This is a genomic window from Bradyrhizobium ganzhouense (genome assembly GCF_049949285.1).
GTDB lineage: Bacteria > Pseudomonadota > Alphaproteobacteria > Rhizobiales > Xanthobacteraceae > Bradyrhizobium > Bradyrhizobium ganzhouense.
In genome coordinates this window covers 950,903-968,686 of record NZ_CP181318.1, presented here as the reverse complement: position 1 = coordinate 968,686, position 17,784 = coordinate 950,903, and the positions used below count along the sequence as shown (strand labels likewise).

Annotated in this window: 18 protein-coding genes; 8 read left to right on the top strand and 10 right to left on the bottom strand. The window is 63.1% G+C overall.

The annotated features are described in order from the left end of the window. Positions 1 to 29: 29 nt before the first annotated feature. From ACLFLU_RS04515 to ACLFLU_RS04495, 5 genes are read right to left on the bottom strand one after another with little or no spacing between them, the layout of a single operon-like run. On the bottom strand, positions 30 to 1,868 hold the full coding sequence (locus tag ACLFLU_RS04515) for an AMP-dependent synthetase/ligase (protein WP_426411139.1): 1,839 nt from the start codon (positions 1,866 to 1,868) through the stop codon (positions 30 to 32). 43 nt (positions 1,869 to 1,911) lie between these two features. After that, the gene (locus ACLFLU_RS04510) at positions 1,912 to 2,700 is read right to left on the bottom strand and encodes an ABC transporter ATP-binding protein (protein WP_426411138.1); all 789 of its coding nucleotides are present in this window, start codon (positions 2,698 to 2,700) and stop codon (positions 1,912 to 1,914) included. 3 nt (positions 2,701 to 2,703) lie between these two features. Further along, a complete protein-coding gene (locus ACLFLU_RS04505; protein WP_426411137.1) occupies positions 2,704 to 3,462 on the bottom strand; it encodes an ABC transporter ATP-binding protein in 759 nt (252 codons plus the stop codon). Beyond that, positions 3,459 to 4,610: a branched-chain amino acid ABC transporter permease gene (locus ACLFLU_RS04500; protein WP_426411136.1), complete on the bottom strand. Its 1,152-nt coding sequence runs from the start codon at positions 4,608 to 4,610 to the stop codon at positions 3,459 to 3,461. Before ACLFLU_RS04500 ends, ACLFLU_RS04505 begins: the two co-directional genes overlap by 4 nt. Before the next feature lie 4 nt (positions 4,611 to 4,614). Beyond that, positions 4,615 to 5,490, bottom strand: coding sequence for a branched-chain amino acid ABC transporter permease (locus tag ACLFLU_RS04495; protein WP_426411135.1), 876 nt, complete (start codon positions 5,488 to 5,490; stop codon positions 4,615 to 4,617). Positions 5,491 to 5,764: 274 nt separating this feature from the next. Between ACLFLU_RS04495 and ACLFLU_RS04490 the strand changes: the two genes are divergently transcribed. From ACLFLU_RS04490 to ACLFLU_RS04465, 6 genes are all read left to right on the top strand, one after another. After that, positions 5,765 to 6,514: an ABC transporter ATP-binding protein gene (locus ACLFLU_RS04490; RefSeq protein WP_426414219.1), complete on the top strand. Its 750-nt coding sequence runs from the start codon at positions 5,765 to 5,767 to the stop codon at positions 6,512 to 6,514. Then, a complete protein-coding gene (locus ACLFLU_RS04485) occupies positions 6,511 to 8,037 on the top strand; it encodes a permease (protein ID WP_426411134.1) in 1,527 nt (508 codons plus the stop codon). The genes ACLFLU_RS04490 and ACLFLU_RS04485 overlap by 4 nt, the downstream gene beginning before the upstream one ends. Before the next feature lie 76 nt (positions 8,038 to 8,113). Continuing rightward, entirely contained in the window at positions 8,114 to 8,368 is a 255-nt protein-coding gene (locus tag ACLFLU_RS04480) for an AbrB/MazE/SpoVT family DNA-binding domain-containing protein (protein WP_426411133.1), read from the top strand. Then, positions 8,365 to 8,769, top strand: a complete 405-nt coding sequence (locus tag ACLFLU_RS04475; RefSeq protein ID WP_426411132.1) for a type II toxin-antitoxin system VapC family toxin — start codon at positions 8,365 to 8,367, stop codon at positions 8,767 to 8,769. Before ACLFLU_RS04480 ends, ACLFLU_RS04475 begins: the two co-directional genes overlap by 4 nt. Positions 8,770 to 8,828: 59 nt before the next feature. Further along, a complete protein-coding gene (locus ACLFLU_RS04470) occupies positions 8,829 to 9,641 on the top strand; it encodes an MBL fold metallo-hydrolase (RefSeq protein WP_426411131.1) in 813 nt (270 codons plus the stop codon). A 65-nt stretch (positions 9,642 to 9,706) separates the two neighbouring features. After that, the gene (locus ACLFLU_RS04465; protein WP_426411130.1) at positions 9,707 to 10,228 is read left to right on the top strand and encodes a hypothetical protein; all 522 of its coding nucleotides are present in this window, start codon (positions 9,707 to 9,709) and stop codon (positions 10,226 to 10,228) included. Between the two features lie 216 nt (positions 10,229 to 10,444). Here ACLFLU_RS04465 and ACLFLU_RS04460 read toward each other — a convergent pair whose 3' ends face one another. Then, entirely contained in the window at positions 10,445 to 10,900 is a 456-nt protein-coding gene (locus ACLFLU_RS04460) for a cupin domain-containing protein (RefSeq protein WP_426411129.1), read from the bottom strand. A gap of 237 nt (positions 10,901 to 11,137) precedes the next feature. Here ACLFLU_RS04460 and ACLFLU_RS04455 point away from each other — a divergent pair, with 237 nt between their 5' ends. Continuing rightward, positions 11,138 to 11,692, top strand: coding sequence for a hypothetical protein (locus ACLFLU_RS04455; RefSeq protein WP_426411128.1), 555 nt, complete (start codon positions 11,138 to 11,140; stop codon positions 11,690 to 11,692). Between the two features lie 9 nt (positions 11,693 to 11,701). Here the strand turns inward: ACLFLU_RS04455 and ACLFLU_RS04450 are convergent, their stop codons facing one another. Further along, a complete protein-coding gene (locus ACLFLU_RS04450) occupies positions 11,702 to 12,958 on the bottom strand; it encodes an aminopeptidase (RefSeq protein ID WP_426411127.1) in 1,257 nt (418 codons plus the stop codon). Positions 12,959 to 13,070: 112 nt separating this feature from the next. After that, positions 13,071 to 14,432: a 3-carboxy-cis,cis-muconate cycloisomerase gene (gene pcaB, locus ACLFLU_RS04445; protein ID WP_426411126.1), complete on the bottom strand. Its 1,362-nt coding sequence runs from the start codon at positions 14,430 to 14,432 to the stop codon at positions 13,071 to 13,073. A 462-nt stretch (positions 14,433 to 14,894) separates the two neighbouring features. Between pcaB and ACLFLU_RS04440 the strand changes: the two genes are divergently transcribed. Beyond that, entirely contained in the window at positions 14,895 to 16,454 is a 1,560-nt protein-coding gene (locus ACLFLU_RS04440) for a winged helix-turn-helix domain-containing tetratricopeptide repeat protein (RefSeq protein WP_426411125.1), read from the top strand. Between the two features lie 41 nt (positions 16,455 to 16,495). On the opposite strand, the gene ACLFLU_RS04435 is transcribed toward ACLFLU_RS04440, so the two are convergent. After that, positions 16,496 to 16,918: a GFA family protein gene (locus ACLFLU_RS04435; RefSeq protein ID WP_254134828.1), complete on the bottom strand. Its 423-nt coding sequence runs from the start codon at positions 16,916 to 16,918 to the stop codon at positions 16,496 to 16,498. Positions 16,919 to 16,990: 72 nt separating this feature from the next. Then, a complete protein-coding gene (gene mddA / locus ACLFLU_RS04430) occupies positions 16,991 to 17,779 on the bottom strand; it encodes a methanethiol S-methyltransferase (protein ID WP_426411124.1) in 789 nt (262 codons plus the stop codon). Positions 17,780 to 17,784 lie beyond the last annotated feature (5 nt).

Here is a 17,784-nt window from a genome sequence, read left to right as displayed (position 1 = left end):
TCGCTCCTTCGCCGTTTTCCAAGCGAGACTCAGGCGACCGCGCGCGCGAGATACATCGCGTCGATCTCGGCGGCGTAGCGCTTGTTCACGAAATTGCGCTTCAGCTTCATGGTCGGCGTCAGCTCCTCGTCCTCCGGGGTGAGCTGGCGTTCGATCAGGTAGAATCTCTTGATAGTCTCGACGCGCGCGAAGTTCGCATTGACGCCTTCGATTTCGTGCCAGATTAGGTCCTGAATCTCGCTAGCCCGGCACAAGCTGGCGTAATTGGTGAAGGGGATGTCGTGGTCCTGGGCGAACTTCTCGACATTCTCCTGGTCGATCATCACGAGGCAGGTGAGATAGGGTCGCTTGTCGCCGATCACGACGGCATCCGAAATGTAAGGCGAGAATTTGAGCTGGTTCTCGATCTCCGACGGCGTGATGTTCTTGCCGCCGGAGGTGATGATGATGTCCTTCATCCGGTCGGTGATGCGGACGAACCCCTCATTGTCGATGGTGCCGACATCACCGGTGTGCAGCCAGCCGCTGATATCGATGGCCTCCGCCGTCTTCTCTGGCTGGTTCAGATAGCCCATGAACAGGAAGTCGCCCTTGATCAGGATCTCGCCGTCGGGCGACAGCGCGACCTCGCCCCAGGGCACCGCCGTGCCGACCGAGCCAAGCTTGATGCGCGACCCCGGCATCATGGTCGCGACCCCGCAATTCTCGGTCTGGCCGTAGACCTCATGCATGTCGATACCGAGCGCGAGGTACCAGCGGATCAGATCCGGCGCGATTGGTGCCGCACCCGTGAAGGCGATGCGACAGCGGTCGAGCCCGATCATGCGGCGGATGTTGCGGAAGGCGAGCTGGTACGCGACGCGGTTGGCGACACGCAACGCCAGCGACGGCGCCTTGCCCTCGATCCGGCAATCGACCATGCGGTAGCCGATCGCGATGGCGCGGCGATAGACCCATTGCTGGAGCGGCGTCGCATCCTTAAGCGCGATGGTAATCGCGGAATAGAATTTTTCCCAGATGCGCGGCACCGCGAGGAACACGGTCGGCTGCACCTCGCGTAAGTTGTCCGGCACTGTCTCGGGACTTTCGGCAAAATTCATCACCGAACCGAGCGCGACCGAGATGTAGTAGCCGCCGATCCGCTCGGCGACATGGCAGAGCGGCAGGAAAATCAGCCGGTCCTCGTCCTCGCGCGCCGGAATGAAGTCGTTGGCATGCCGCATCTGGTGCGTGACGCTGCGGTTGGAGTGCATCGCGCCCTTGGGCGGGCCGGTGGTGCCGGAGGTATAGACCAGCACCGCAAGATCTTCCGCCTGAGGGGCGTTGATCATCTCCTGCCACAGCGCCTCGCGGCCCACCATGTGGTTGCGACCGAGCGCGCGGAACTCGTCGAGCGACATCACCATGTCGTCGGAGAAGCCGCTGAGGCCTTCCATGTCGAACACGACGATCCGTTGCAGGCTGGGACAGCGTGCGCGACAGGCGAGGATCTTGTCGAGCTGCTCCTCGTCCTCGGCGAAGATCACCCGCGTCGCGGAATCATTGAGGAGATATTCGACCTGGGCCGACGCGTCGGTCGGATAGATGCCCGACGAGACGCCGCCGGCACACAGGATCCCCATGTCGGCGTAAATCCATTCCGGGACCGCGTTGGCGATGATCGAGGCGACGTCTCCGGGCATGAAGCCGATGGCGCGGAGGCCGTAGGCGATCTCCTTGGAGATTTGCAGCCATTCGCGCCAGCTGGTCGGCTGCCAGATGCCGAACGTCTTCTCGCGGATCGCAGGCCTGTCGCCGCGCACCTCCGCTGCGCGCAAAAAGCTCCTCGCGATCGTATCAGCGACCGTCAGCACCGCCGGTCGGGCCATGCGCGTCTCCTCGTTGCCGCTTAGTTCGTCATCGCCAGGCTCTTCATCTCCAAGTCTTCTTCTTTTTCCAGCGCCGCTCGCCGCGCGCGCCGGCTTCCTTGGCGCCAAGGTAGAACTCCTGGATGTCCTGGGAATGCATCAAGCGGTCGCAGCTGTCGTTCATCACGACGCGGCCGATCTCCAGCACGTAACCATAGTGCGCCGTCTCCAGCGCCACGCGGGCATTCTGCTCGACCAGCAGGATCGACATGCCTTGCTCCTCGTTGACGCGGCGGATGATGGTGAAAATCTCCTTCACCAGGATCGGCGACAGGCCGAGCGACGGCTCGTCGAGCAGCAATAGCGTCGGCCGGTTCATCAGTGCGCGGCCGATCGCGAGCATCTGCTGCTCGCCGCCGGAGAGCTGGCCAGCCGGCTGGTTGATGCGCTCCTTCAATCGCGGGAAATAGCCGTAGACCCGCTCCATATCCTCCGCCACACCGTCCCGATCGCCGCGCGGATAGGCGCCCATCATCAGATTCTCGAGCACCGAGAGGAACGGGAACACCTCACGCCCTTCCGGCACATGGCTGAGGCCGAGCCGCACGATGCGATCGGCCTCCATGCGCTGGATCGGCTTGCCCATGAACTCGATCGAGCCCTTTTGCGGATCGAGAATGCCCGAGATGGTCTTCAGCACCGTGGTCTTGCCGGCACCGTTGGCCCCAAGCAGCGTGACGATGCGGCCGCGCGGCACCTCCAGCGAGATGCCGCGGATCGCTATGATCGGCCCGTAATAGCTCTCGATGTTGGAGAGTCTTAAGATGATATCGGGCGCCGGGGTCGCATCCATGCATCAAGCTCCCAGATACGCGGCGACGACGTCGGGGTGCTGCTGAACCTCAGTGGGCGAGCCCATCGCCAGCACGCGGCCGTAGTTCAGCGCGATGACGCGGTCCGAGACGCGGTTGACCAGCGACATGTCGTGCTCGACCATCAGCACGGTGACGCCGAGCTCGCTCTTCATGTCGCGGATCCAGAACGACATATCGTCGGTCTCTTCGACGTTGAGGCCGGAGGACGGCTCGTCGAGCAGGATCAGCTTCGGCTCCGAGCAGAGCGCGCGCGCGAGCTCGATCACCTTGCGCACGCCGTAGGGCAGGCCCGAGATCAATTTATCACGGTAAGGTTCGAGATCGAGGAACTCGATGACCTGCTCGACCCGGCGGCGGTGCACCTTCTCGCCCGCGCGCACGCTCGGCAGGAACAGCAATTCCTGCCAGAGCTGCGTGGTGGAATGCCGGTGTCGGCCGACCAGGAGATTGGACAGTACCGTCGCATTCTCGAACAGCTCGATGTTCTGGAAAGTGCGGGCGATGCCGAGTTTTGCGATATCGTAGGGCGGTTGTTCTGTGATGTCCTGATCCTCGAAAAAGATGCGGCCCGAGGTCGGCCGGTAGATCCGCGAGATCAGGTTGAAGATCGAGCTCTTGCCCGCGCCGTTCGGCCCGATGATCGAGAGGATCTCGCCCTTCTCGACCGCAAACGACACCGCATCGACGGCCTTGAGGCCCCCGAAATGCAGCGACAGGTTCTCTGCGCGGAAATAGCTCATCGGTTCCGCTCCGACTTCACGTAGATCTTCTGCCGCTTGAAGGTCGCGCGCTTGTAGAGCGGGAATAGCTGGAAGAAGAGTTTTATCTTCAGCCAGCGGCCGTAGATGCCGAGCGGCTCGAACAGCACGAACAGCATGATGATGATGCCATAGATCGCGCCCTTCAGGCCATTCAGCGAGGCAAAGGCCGCGACCTTGGACTCGATGTTGGCCGCTGTGGCCGTGCCCGCGCCGAACGTCGCCGCGATACCGGCGATGATGCCGGGCATGTCGTCTTTCAGATAGGTCAGGAACGGATCGATCATCACGATGAAGATCGCGCCGAGCACGGCGCCGTGCAGGCTGAAGGTGCCGCCGATCAGGATCACGATGATGAACTCGATCGAGAGCTGCAGCGTGAACATCTCGGGCGAGATGAAGGAGAGCTTGTGTGCGAACAGCACGCCGGCAAAGCCGGTGATCGCCGCCGAGATCGCAAACGACTTCACCTTGTAGAGTGCGACGTTGACGCCCATGCTGCGCGCCGCGGTCTCTAAGTCCCGGATCGCGACGAAGGCGCGCCCGGTCGGCGAGCGCAAGAGATTGAGTGTGCCGACGATGGTCAGCACCAGCACCGCAAGGCAGAGGAAATAGAAGGTCGGGCTGTCGCGCGAGACCGTCACGCCGAGCAGCGACAGCGCCTTGACCCGCAAGCCCTCATTGCCGTTGGTGACGCTTTCCCAGCGCGCCAGAATCTCCTCGACGATGAAGGCGAACGAGATCGTGGCGATGACGAGATAGATGCCCTGCAGCCGCAGCGCCGGAAAGCCGACCAGCGCGCCGATGCAGCCGGTCAGGACGCCGGCGGCGAGGAAATAGACCGGGAACGGCACATTGTATTTCTGCAAATATGCAGCCGTGTAGGCGCCGATCGCGAGGAACGCGGCGTGGCCGAGCGAGGCCTGCCCCGTAAAGCCGGTCAGAATCATCAGCGCCACGCCGACGGTTGCGTAGATGCAGACGAAGACGAGCTGGCTCATCAGATAGCTGGAGAGCACGTAGGGCGCGATCAGCAGCACCGCGAGCAGGAGGCCATAGGAGACGACATAGCCGGAATGCGGGAAGAGCCTGATGTCGTCCTCATAGTCGGTCTTGAACAGGAAGCGCATGCGTTCAGACCTTCTTGCGGGCGTGAAGGCCGAACAGGCCTTCGGGCTTCAGCAGCAGCACGGCCAGCAGCACGAGGTAGGGCGCGACGTCCTTCCAGCCCTCCGGCAGATAGAACCCGGCCATGCTCTCGATCACGCCGATCAAGACGCCGCCGACGACCGCACCGGGGATCGAGCCGAAGCCGCCGAGCACGGCGGCCGGAAACGCCTTGAGGCCGAGCACGAGGCCGACATTGGAGTGGATGAAGGTGATCGGCGCCAGCAGCACGCCGGCGCAGGTCGCGACCGCTGCGCTGATGGCCCAGACGATCGACACCACGCGCTTGACCGGGATGCCCATGTAATAGGCCGCCAGCATGTTCTCGGAGCTGGCGCGCATCGCCGTGCCGAGCGTGGTCTTGTTGAAGAACAGCCAGAGCAGCGCGCAAAGGATGACCGTCGCCGCGATCACCGAGAGCTTGTCATGAGCGAGCACCAGCGAGCCGATGCGCAGCACGCCCTGGCTGAACGGCGTCTCGATCTTGAAATCGTCGGTGCCCCAGATCATGCCGGCGACCGAGCGCAGGAAATAGCCGAGCCCGATGGTGGCCATGATGATGGAGAATTGCGGATAGCCGAGGATCGGCCGCACCACGATCCGCTCCGCCAGCATGCCGAACAGCGCCATCGCGGCCACCGCACCGGCAAAACCGATCCAGTAGTTCAGGCCCATCATGCCGATGAAGGTGAAGGCGAAGAAGCCGCCGAGCATCATCAGATCGCCCTGGGCGAAATTGACGACCTCGGTGGCCTTGTAGACGAGCACGAACCCGAGTGCGATCAGGCCGTAGACACAGCCGAGCGCAACACCGCTGACCAGCTGCTGAACGAAATCCAGCATCGCCGCGTCCTCCCGATGCAACCAGCGGTTCTTGACGACCGCCTTGCCGCATCTTGTGTCCGGCGGCTACGCAGTCGTTTCGCCGCGTTAGCCGCCCTTTGTCCCGTCACCAATTCAGCCTGAACGCCCGAGCCCTGTCAACAAACGGTGACTTGTTAGGTATCTTGCCTTTAGTCCAAGACAAATGCCGGAATTTGCGGCAGTGCGATTCACCGTGCCGAAACATCTTCGGGTCATGGTCGCGACCGATGCAAAACCGGATGGTGTGGCCGTCATGAAGCCGGACAGCTTGGCGCTCGAAGTCCGAGGGTTAACGAAGCGTTTTGACCGTTTGGCGGTCGATAGCCTCGATCTCACCATCCATGCCGGCGAATTCTATGCGCTGGTCGGCCCCAACGGCGCCGGCAAGACCACCACTTTACGCATGGTTGCGGGCCTGCTGCGGCCCGATGACGGCGGCGTTTCGATCTTCGGGATCGATGCGCTCAAGAATCCGGTCGCGGCCAAGCAGGTGATGGCGTGGGTCTCCGACGAGCCCATGATCTACGACAAGCTCACCCCGCTCGAATATCTCGAATTCGTCGCCGGCCTTTGGGGCATCGCGCCGTCCGCTTCGAAACCGGTCGCCGAGGAACTCCTGAGCTCGCTCGGGCTCGAGCCGCACCGGCACGAACGCTGCGAAGGGTTCTCCAAGGGCATGCGCCAGAAGGTGGCGCTTGCCGGCGCGCTGGTGCACGATCCCCGCCTCATCATCCTCGACGAGCCGCTGACTGGCCTCGACGCCGTCTCTGCCCGCCATGTGAAGGGCCTGTTGAGCGAGCGTGTTCAGGCCGGCTGCACCATCATCATGACCACACATATTCTGGAGGTGGCCGAGCGCATGGCCGACCGCATCGGCGTGATCGCCGCGGGCCGCCTGGTCGCCGAGGGCACGCTCACCGAGCTGCGCCAGCAAAACGGTCATGCCGACACCAGCTTGGAAGATCTCTTCATCGCACTGGTGACGCTCCAGGAAGCTGCATGAGCTCGGCGACCGCTCTTTCGTGGTTTGCCCGTCACGAGCTTCGGCTCGCCTGGCGCGAATGGTTCAGCATGATGACGGGTGGCCGGCGCAGGCGCGCCCGTGCCGCCGTGATCGGCCTGCTGTTCTTCGCCGCACTGCTGCATGTGCCGGCCTGGGCGGTGATCGGCCGCTTCGCCAATCTGCAACTGCCGCTCGACAAGTCCTCGCTGATCGTGATCTCGGCGACGATCTTTCTCGCCTGGACCCTGATGCTGTCGCAGGCGATCGAATCCGTGACGCGGGTGTTCTACGCCCGCGCCGATCTCGATCTCATCATGTCCTCACCGGCGACACTGGCCAATCTGTTCTCGGTGCGTATCGCCGCGATCGCGCTCACCGTCACGACGATGGCGCTGCTGTTCTCGACGCCCTTCATCGACGTGCTGGTGATCGGCGGCGGCGCGCGGTGGCTTGCCGCCTTCGGCGTCGTCATCGCGATGGGCCTGTCGGCTGCCGCGATCGCGATTGCCGTCACCATCCTCCTGTTTCGCCTGATCGGCCCGGCGCGCACGCGCTTCGTGGCCCAGATCCTGGCTGCGATCATCGGCGCGGGTTTCGTCATCGCGCTCCAGGTCGCGGCGATCATCTCCTACGGCACGCTGTCGCGCTTCACGATCCTGACCTCAGGCACGCTCGCCGCGCACGCGCCGGACGTCGACAGCATCTGGTGGTGGCCGGCACGAGCGACCATGGGCGACAGCGAGGCGCTGCTGCTGCTCCTCGCCCTCGGGCTGGTACTGCTCGGATGCGTGATGGCGATCTTCTCGGGCCGCTTCGCCGACACCGCGATCGATGCTGCCGCCTACGGCACATCCAGCCGCAAGCACACGAAGGAACGTCCGTTCCGCGGCGGATCGCGGCAGCAGGCGCTGCGGCGAAAGGAATTCGTGCTGCTCTGTCGCGATCCCTGGCTGATCTCGCAGACCCTGATGCAGCTGCTCTATCTGGTGCCGCCGGCGCTGCTGCTATGGCGCAGCTTTGGCGACAGCTCTGCAGCGCTGACGCTGATCTCGCCCGTCATCGTGATGGCGGCGGGCCAGCTCGCCGGCGGGCTCGCCTGGCTGACGATCTCCGGCGAAGACGCGCCTGACCTGGTCGCGACCGCGCCGCTGACGCCGTTGAGCGTCATCCGTGCCAAGATCGAGGTGGTGCTGATCGCGATCGCCGTCATCTTCAGCCCGCTGGTGGCGGCGCTGGTTTTCGCCTCGCCATTCCAGGCTGCGGTCACGGCCGCCACGATCATCATCGGTGCGGCCTCCGCCACCGCGATCCAGCTCTGGTTCCGCGTCCAGGCCCGGCGCAGCCAGTTCCGCCGCCGCCAGACCTCGTCGCGGCTTGCGACCTTCGCCGAAGCCTTCTCCTCGATCGGCTGGGCCGCCACCGCCGCGCTGCTGCTCACGCTCCCGACCGCCGGCATCGTCAGCGGCCTGATCACCGCGGGGCTGGTGGCGATGACCTGGAAGTTCAGCCCACGCAGGGAGTGAGATATCTCGGTTCGGCGCCCTTGAAAGTAAGGCTAAGTTGCCTTACTTTTAGGTGACATCAATCATCGAGTATCCCATGGGCACACTCACCGTCACGGCAAAGGGCCAGGTTACTTTGCGGAAGGATCTCCTGGACCACCTCGGTGTGCATCCGGGCGACAAGATCTCGATAGAAAAGCTCCCGGGGGGGCGAGTCGAGGTGAAGGCCGTTCGGCCCACCGGAAAGATTTCGGACGCCTTCGGCTTCCTGAAAGGAAAAACGAACGGTCGGTCGCTGTCGATCGAAGAGATGAACGAGATCATTGCCGACGGCTGGGCCGGCAAGCGATGAAGATAACACCCGACACCAACGTCCTGGTACGGGTTCTGGTCGGGGATAACGCCGAACAGAGCAAGGCGGCCGAAGCCCTTCTCAAGAAGGCTGACGTAGTCGCCATCTCGATTTCCGCATTGTGCGAATTGGTCTGGGTCCTCTCGCGAGGCTACAAAACTTCAGCTGTGAATATCGCGGCCTCGATCCGGCACTTGATCAATGCCTCCAATGCGGTCGTCGACCGGCCGGCGGCCGAAGCTGGCTTGGCGCTCCTCGATGCTGGGGGCGATTTCGCCGATGGCATCATCGCCCACGAAGGCAACTGGCTTGGAGCCGACACTTTCGTATCCTTCGACAAGAAGGCCGTGAAACTGATTGAGGCAGGCGGCGGATTGGCGCGGCTGGCTGGCTCCACATGACGCGAGGATAATTCGTAGATACACTCAGCAGATCGTCGATGAGCGGCGGACGGTTGTGCATGTTTCGACTATTGCTGACGGCCTTTACGTTGCTCGGCTGGCTGGCTACACCTGCCCTCGCCCAGCAGCCACAGCGCAGCGAATGCCTCGCGATGGCGAATGCCGCGCCCCGCGCGGTACCGGTCGCATTCCGGCAGGCGGCCGCTGCGGCCGAGGTCGAGATCACCTATGCCGGCCACTCCACCTATTTCATCGACACGCCGGGCGGCGTGCGGATCGCTACCGATTATAGCGGCGCCTATCAGGTCGGCCGGCTGCCCGATGTCGTCACCATGAATCGGGCCCACAGCACCCACTATTCTCTCAATCCCGACAAGCGCATTCCCCATGTGCTGCACGGCTGGGGCGACGACGGCAAGCCGGCCATCGTGTCTGAACGTATCGGCGACACCTTCATCCGCAACGTCACGACCGACATCCGCCGCTACTTTGGCGACGATTCCGGCACGGACATGATCCGCGACGGCAACTCGATCTTCATCTTCGAGGTCGCGGGCCTCTGCATCGGCCATCTCGGCCATCTGCACCACAAGCTCGACGAGAGCCGCTTCGCCCAGATCGGGCGGCTCGACATCGTGATGGTCCCGATCGACGGCACCTACACCATGTCGCTCGACGGCGTCTCGGAGATCACCAAGCGCTTGCGCGCCTCGGTGGTGCTACCGATGCATCGCTTCGCCACCCCGCTCGACGAGTTCATGCGCCGCATCGGCCAGCAGTTCGAAATCGACCGCCGCACCGAGCGTTCCTTGCGGATATCGCGGGATACGCTTCCTACGACGCCGACGGTGATCATCCTCGACGGGGTCTGACGCGCAATTTTCTCCAAGTCGGCCGCCGGCCAATCGTGCTGATCTCCAGACAACAGGAGATCGACATGACTGACCTTGCGAGATTGCTGCACGCCGACGGACCCAACCCCGAACACGCGGCGGCGCTTCAGCTCTATGGCCGCTTCGTCGGCGACTGGGACGCTGAGATCACAGCCCGCGGCGCCGATGGAACGAAGCACACAGCAGCCGGCGAAATCCATTTCGGCTGGGTGCTGGAAGGGCGCGCCGTCCAGGACGTCTGGATCATTCCCCGTCCCGCGGGTGCGCCGGCCTTCCCGATCGCCGGCAATTGGTGCGGCACGACGCTGCGGGTCTACGATCCCTCCATTTCCGGGTGGCGGATTTCCTGGTTCGATCCTGGGCGCGGTGTGTTCCGTCAGCAGATCGGCCGTCCGCGCGGCGAGGATATCGTGCAGGAGGGTACGACCGAAGCCGGCGAGCTCACGCGCTGGAGTTTCGTTGAAATCACGGATGATTCCTTTCACTGGCTCGGCGAGGTCAAGCCCGCCACGGCGGCCGATTGGCGGCTGGTGGTGGATGTGAGGGCGACGCGGCGCAAGGCTTAAGATAGAATGGATCTTGAATCAGTCGGCTCCGAGCTCGCTGCAACCTCTCCCGCTTGCGGGTGGGGGCTCTCTCCACATTGGGAATCTCTCTGTGGGGACACCCCCAAACTGGCGCGCGCAAACTGCCGTCATGACGCGAAAGAGGGGCCGGGATGTTGGTCCCGCCCCCTCTTCCGTCGTGGCCGCTGGGAAGCGTCCTTGAAAGCGATAAAGAAACTAGCCGGCACCCATCAGGGTTGCGGGGCGGCGCTCGCCGGGCGAGAGGAACATCCGCTTCAGCTTGTTGACGACGCGGATCATGAAGCCAATGACAGCCGGGTTGGTCTTGCGGCAGAAGGCGATCTTCTTGACGTGGCCTTCGACATGCCATTTGGCATGCGCACCATCGCGGAAGAAGATGACATCGCCGACGCCGTAGCGCTTCGGCGGCATGCCGTCGCTTTCGAGCACGATCGATCCTTCCAGGATCATGATCGTCTCGTCGAAATCATAGTACCAGTTGAAGCGGCCTTCGGTGCAGGACCAGATGATGGTCGAGGAGGTGCCGTCCGAGCTGGTCGACAGGATGTGGGAGCGCGAGACCGGGTTGCCCTCGATGATCCAGGCCGGCTCGATCGGCCGCAGCTCCAGTTCCACGTTGCAACTACCGATTTCAATCAATGCCCGCGACATCTGCTTCCCCAGAAGGTACAATATGATTAACCGGGCTTAATCCCGGATTGTTTCGAAAGATGCTGGGAACGCTAGTAGGCGGTTTTTAATTCTTCCTTACGCAGGCACCGACAATCAGCCGCAAGTTGCAGATGCGAAGCGGTTAACGTCGAGATTTCCCTGCGAATTCGCGCACATGAACCCATCTTTTCCAGGGTGCGACAAAGTGCGCGGAACGACCTAGAAGGAGCCCCATCGATGCCCCTGACCCCAGAGGTTCTGACAGCCCAAGGCGAGGTCGTCGCCTGGCTCAGTAGCCTCGATGTCTCGTTCGCGCAGGACGAGGAGCCCTGGTTCACGATCGACGGCGTCGAAAGCCCCCGGCAGATCGGCAGCGATGGCTCTGGCGGCGCCTTCGTGCTGCTGCCGTCGCAAAATGTGCTCTACATCTCATCGGAGGGACGCGCTGGCGTTATCGCCGGGAGTTTCGAGGCGTTCATCCAGCTCGTCGTCGCCCGCCCCTACTGGCTCGACATCCTCAAATTTTCCGCCGGCGGCGATCTCCAGGAGATGCGGCGCGCCGCAGATGCGCTGGAGGCGACACGCGACGATCAGGACGACATCAACGAGGCGAGAGAGGAGATCCGCATGCGCCTCGACCTGCCGGACGCGGACGATCCGGTCGGCGCGCTCTACGAGGCGGTCGCGGCGTCCGACACCATCGTGCGGGCCACCGACGGCAGCCCGTTCACGACACTGTTCAACCGTTTCAGCATCGACAGCAACCCGATGCTGCGCAACGCGGCGGCGTAAGCGGAAGTTTTACTTCGCCCACTCGCCCTTGCGGAACACCGGCACCTTGCTGCCGTCTGCCAGAATGCCGTCGATGTCGGTCTCGGCCGAACCGATCATCCAGTCGATATGGATCAGGCTCTGATTGCCGCCTTGGGCTGCGATCTGCTGCTGCGTGAGCTGCGCGCCGTTGATGAAGCACTTCGAGTAGCACTGGCCGAGCGCGATGTGGGACGCCGCGTTCTCGTCGAACAGCGTGTTGTAGAACAACAACCCGCTCTGCGAGATCGGCGAGGAATGCGGCACCAGCGCCACTTCGCCGAGCCGGCGTGCGCCCTCGTCGGTGTCGAGCACCTTGTTCAGCACCTCCGCGCCGCGCGAGGCCTTGGCATCAACGATCCTGCCGTCCTCGAAGCGCACCGCGATGTTGTCGATCAACGTGCCCTGATAGGACAGCGGCTTCGAGCTCACGACATGGCCATAGACCCGCCGGCAGTGCGGCGTGGTGAAGACCTCTTCGGTCGGAATGTTGGCGTTGCAGCTGATGCCGTTCTTGGAGAGCGAGGCGCCGCCCTCCCATTCATGGCCATCAGCCAAGCCGATGGTGAGATCGGTGCCAGGCCCTGAATATTGCAGCGCGCGAAAACGCTGACCGTTGAGCCAGTTGGTGCGCTCGCGCAGCACCGCATTGTGACTTGCCCAATTGGCCGTGGCGTCCTCGCGATCGACGCGTGACGCCGCGAAGATCGCGTCCGCTAGCTTGCCAACCGCGACCTCTTCGGAGTCGTCCGGAAAGACCTGCTTCGCCCAGGACGGGCTCGGATAGGCAATGATGTTCCAGTTGGTGTCGAAATTGACAATCTTTTCCAGCGCCGGCTGATACGCCATGGAATTGGCCTTGCTGGCGCGCGCGACCTTGGAAGCATCTTCGCCCGACAGCAGCATCGGATTGTCGCCGACGATGGCGAGCCGCGCGGTGTTGTTCGAGAACGCCTTCGCCATGCCTTCGTAAAGCCAGTTGGCGGCGCGATCAAAGCTGTTGTCGTGGCCGTGGCGATAGCGCGCCAGCGTCATCTCTTCATCTGAGAGGATCGGCGTCACGATGCCGGCACCGGCCTTGTAGGCGTGCGCAGCGATCCGGCGAACCAGCGGCAACGCGATCGCCGGCGCCGTCAAGAGAAGGTCCTGTCCCGGCCGCAAGCCCAGTCCCACCTTCACCGCCACCTCGGCCAGCCGGTCGAGTTTCACGGGATCGATGGGAGTGGCGGAATCGCGGAGATCGGTCATGCGGTGTCCTCTGTCGGAATCTCTCGTTTAATCTAAGTCTAGCATCACGAGACACAAGTGTGCGAGCGTCTTGCGGACCATGAAAGATACGCAGTTTCACGCAGTTTGGTTTTCAACGCGTTGCCGATTTCAGCACCCGGTCGACCATATCAGGCGCGAGACCGAGGTAATTCTTCGGTGAAGTGAGGGCCTCGATGGTTGCACGATCGATTTGGGCCGCGACTCGCGGATCGGCCGACAGCGCATCGGCAAGGCTGATGCCCTTCTCGTTGGCGAGCCGGCAGGCGTCATAGACCACGTCGTGCGCGTCTTGCCGGCCCATCTGCGGCGCGAGCCCCATCATGACCGCTTCGGCCACAATCAGCCCCCGACTAAGGGCGAGGTTGTCGTTCATCTTTGCCTCGTCCACGATGAGGCCTGCGAGCGCGAACTTCGCCTGATGGAGCGCGCCGGCGGTCAGCACGAAACTTTCGGGGATCGCCATCCATTCGGCGTGCCACGGACCGGTGGCGCGCTCGAAATCCTGCACCATGGCATCGAGCATCAAGCCGGCGTGCTGGCGTACCGTCTTGCTTGCTGCGAGCATCAGCTCCGAGGAGATCGGGTTGCGCTTCTGCGGCATGGTCGAGGAGGCGCCGCGCCCCTTGACGAAGGGCTCGTAGACCTCGCCGAATTCGGTCGAGGCCATGATCATGATGTCGAGCGCGATCTTGCCGAGCGAGCCGGTGACGAGCGCGAGGAAATTCACGGCTTCCGCAAAGCCGTCGCGCGCGACGTGCCAGGTGGAGGCGGGGACGCCGAGCTGCAGCTCGGCGCAGAGCGCCTCCTGCACCTCCAACCCCTTGTCGCCCAGCGAGGCCAGCGTGCCGGCGGCGCCGGCAAACTGCCCGACGAGAACCCGCGGCTTCAATTGCTCAAGGCGCTCGGCGTGCCGGTCGAACATCGCGAGCCAGATCGCAGTCTTGTAGCCGAAGGTCACCGGCAGCGCCTGCTGGAGGTGGGTGCGGCCGGCCATCGGCGTGTCGCGATGACGCCTGGACAGACCGGCGAGAATTTTTCGTAGTTCGGCGATATCGCGTTCGATGATCTCGAGCCCGGCGCGCAACTGAAGCACCACCGCGGTGTCCATGATGTCCTGCGTGGTCGCGCCCCAATGCACGTAGCGGCCAGCCTCGCCGCACTGCTTCACCATCTGATGCACCAAAGGGAGGATCGGATAGCCGACGATGTCGGTCTCCTGCCGCAGCAGATCGAAGTCGAGTGCTGTGACATCGGTCCGCGCCGCGATCTGGTCGGCGGCAGCTTGCGGGATCACGCCGCATCGCGCCTCCGCCTTCGCCAGCGCCACCTCGACCTCGGCATAGCGCGCAACCAGCGCGACGTCGGAAAACACCTCCCGCATCGCAGGCGTGCCGAAGGCATCGCGAAACAGCATGGAGTCGAGCACGGTGGTCGCGGCGGGAAAGGCGGGCATGGGCGTTTCTTTGCGGCTGTTTATGTGTGGGAGGCAGCTTACGCGGGCCGCGGTGTTCGGCAATGGACATTCAGACCTAACCACACAACCAATGTCGTCCTGGCGAAAGCCAGGACTCATTACCCCCAGCAGAGGTTTGGCGAAGACTCGTTGTTCTGTACTGCTACCACTCTCACCCGAGAGATTCCGCGGTACGGGTCCTGGCTTTGGCCAGGACGACGACGAGGTGATCGCGTGCGCGCTCTCGCCTGCATCACTTCATTCCCGTCCAAACTTTAACTCAGCGCACCTCTTCACTTGCACTATCAAACTCAAGTTGCATTCCTCCGCGCAAATAGCATAGCAGCTATCCAGCGGTCGCAGTGAACCGGGCGGACCTCCCGGTGGACTCACAGACTTCAAGGCGAAATCCATTTTGATTTCATCTTTGCCTGAAGTCGTTGTGAGGCCCGAGTTTTCGACGTGCAGTTTCTGTTCCGGGACCACCTTCTCGATACCGACCGGCGCGAGCTGAGCCGCGAGCAGGTTCCCGTGTCCGTGGAACCGCAGGTCTTCGACCTCGTCGTCCATCTCATGGAAAACCGCGACCGGGTCGTCAGCAAGCACGAGCTGATCGACAAGATCTGGCACGGCCGCAGCGTCTCCGAATCGACCTTAACCAGCCGGATCAATGCTGCGCGCAAGGCGATCGGCGACAGCGGCGCGAACCAGGCGCTGATTCGCACCATCGCGCGCAAGGGCTTTCGCTTCGTCGGCGATGTCGAGACCAAGTCCGCCGCGGCACCGGTGGAACCGCGCCGCAGCGCCACAACGTCGCACACGGCACCTGCGCTGCCTGATCGCCCCGCGATCACTGTGCTGCCCTTCACCAATATGAGTGGCGATCGCGAGCAGGACTATTTCTCCGACGGCATCAGCGAAGACATCATCACCGCACTGTCGAAGCTGCGCTGGTTCTTCGTCGTCGCGCGCAACTCGTCCTTTGTCTACAAGGGCCGCGCCGTGCATCTCCACGAGATCGCGCGCGAGCTCGGCGTCCGCTACGTGCTTGAGGGCAGCGTGCGGCGAAGCGGCGATCGCGTGCGCATCTCGGCCCAGCTCAACGACGTCTCGACCGGCGGCCATCTCTGGGCCGAACGCTACGACCGCGAGCTTGCCGACATCTTCGCTGTACAGGACGAGATCACCGAAGCCATCGTCGCCGCGATCGAACCGCAGCTCTACGCCGCCGAAAACTTTCGCGCCCAGCAGAAGCCGCCGGGCAGTCTCGATGCCTGGGACTTCGTGATGCGCGCACTGTCGCATTACTGGCACATCACGCGCGAGGACAATGCATCGGCGCAGGCACTGCTGGAGCAGGCGATCACGATCGACCCCGCCTATGGCAAGGCGCTGGGCCTGCTCGCGACCAGCCACATTTTTGGCGCGCATATGGGTTGGGCCGACATGGCCGCGACTGTCCCGATCGCCGAACGCGCGGCGCTTGCGGCGGTGGAGGGCGACCGCGAGGATGCCTGGGCCCATCACGGCCTCGCCTATACCTATCTGTTCCGCCGCCGTTTCGACGACGCGCTGGCGGAGTTCGAGCTCGCTTTGAAGCTCAATCCGAACTTCGCGATGGCGCACGCCTTCTACGGGGTGACGCTGTGCTACGCGGGGCGATGGCAGGACGGCGACGCCGCGGCACGCCGCGCGCTGCAGCTCAGCCCGCGCGATCCGCTCGCTGCGATCTATTGCGGCGTTGCGGGCTACGCCCAGTTCATCGGGCGCAACTACGAGGACGCCATGCAGATGGCGAGGGAATCGATGCGGCAGCGGGCCGATTTCGTCGGCGCGCATCGCGTGCTCACGGCAGCCGCCGGCATGTCCGGCGATCCCGCACTTGCCGCTGCCGCGCTGGAAGGATTGCGGCGCACCCAGCCCGGCATCTCGCTCGCCTGGATCACGCATGAGCTGCCGATGCTGCGGGAAGAGGACCGCGCGCATTATCTCGAAGGATTTCGGCGCGCGGGGATGAGATAACGAAGATCTCCCTCTCCCCGCGAGTGGAGAGGGAAGTCTTCCTACTCCTGCATCATCTCGCCACTGCCGCCGAACTCGGCGGGAAAATCCTTCAGCTTGGGCAGGCCGTCGCGCATCGGCAGCACCGTCTCGGAATAGTTGACGTGGACGCCGGGGGTGAAGGCGAGCGTCGGGATGGTGGCGGTGAAGACGTCGATCAAATCGAGCGGCGGGTGATTGGTCATGAGATGACCGCCGCACTTCCCACAATATTTGCGCTGGCTCAGCGGCGTCTTGACGAAGGTCTCGACGTTCTGCGCGCCTTCGGTGATGCGCACGGCTTCCGGCTTCCACAGGCTGAAAGCGTTCACCGGCCCGCCCGACCACGAGCGGCAGGAGCGGCAATGACAATAGCCCATCGCCGCTGGTTCGCCCGTGACCTCGATCGTGACCGCGCCGCAGAAGCAGTGTCCGACATGTTTCATCTTGGTCGTCTCCTGAGATGGAAATTGGGATTGAATTCCTTGGATTACAACTGAAGTCCCGTCGCGCGGCGGCTAGACTGACCGGCGCCAGGGAATAAGCATCGACACCCGTTGTTTGTACTGCCGGTATTCGTCGCCGAAAAGATCGACGAGATCGTGCTCCTCCAGCGCGATGCCGACGAAGATGTAGGCCGTGGTCACGGCCGCGAACAGCAGATGGCCTGCGGTCATTGTCGGTGCCGCCCAGAAGGCGATGATGAAGCCGAGATAGATCGGATGACGGACGAATTTGTAGAGCAGCGGCGTCTTGAACCGCGGCGGCTCGGCCTCTTTGCCGACGAGATGGTTGGCCACCTGATGCAATCCGAACAATTCGAAATGATTGATGATGAAGGTCGAGGTGAACACCAGCACCCAGCCCGCGAACGACAGCGTGACCAGCGTCACGGCAAGATCCGGATCGGCGACGTCCCATATGACCGACGACAACGGACGCCACTGCCAGAACAGGAGGAGCAATGACAGGCTCGCGAACAGCACGTAGGTCGAGCGCTCGACCGGCTTGGAGACGAATTGCATCCACCACGCCTTGAAGCGCTTGCGCGCCATCACGCTGTGTTGAACGGCGAACAGCGTCATCAGCAGCAGATTGATGATCACGGCCTCGGTCGTCGGGGTGTCGGGCCCGGTGTCGATGGTCTTCGGCACCACCAGCCCCATCACAAAGCCGATCGCGTAGACAATCGTAACGAAAAAAACGAGATACGCCGCAATTCCGTAAAGAAAGGCGATGAACTTGAAAATGCGTGAGCCCGCAACCTCCGGGCTCATGGAATGCACCTGATGATCGAGTTGGGTCATAGAAA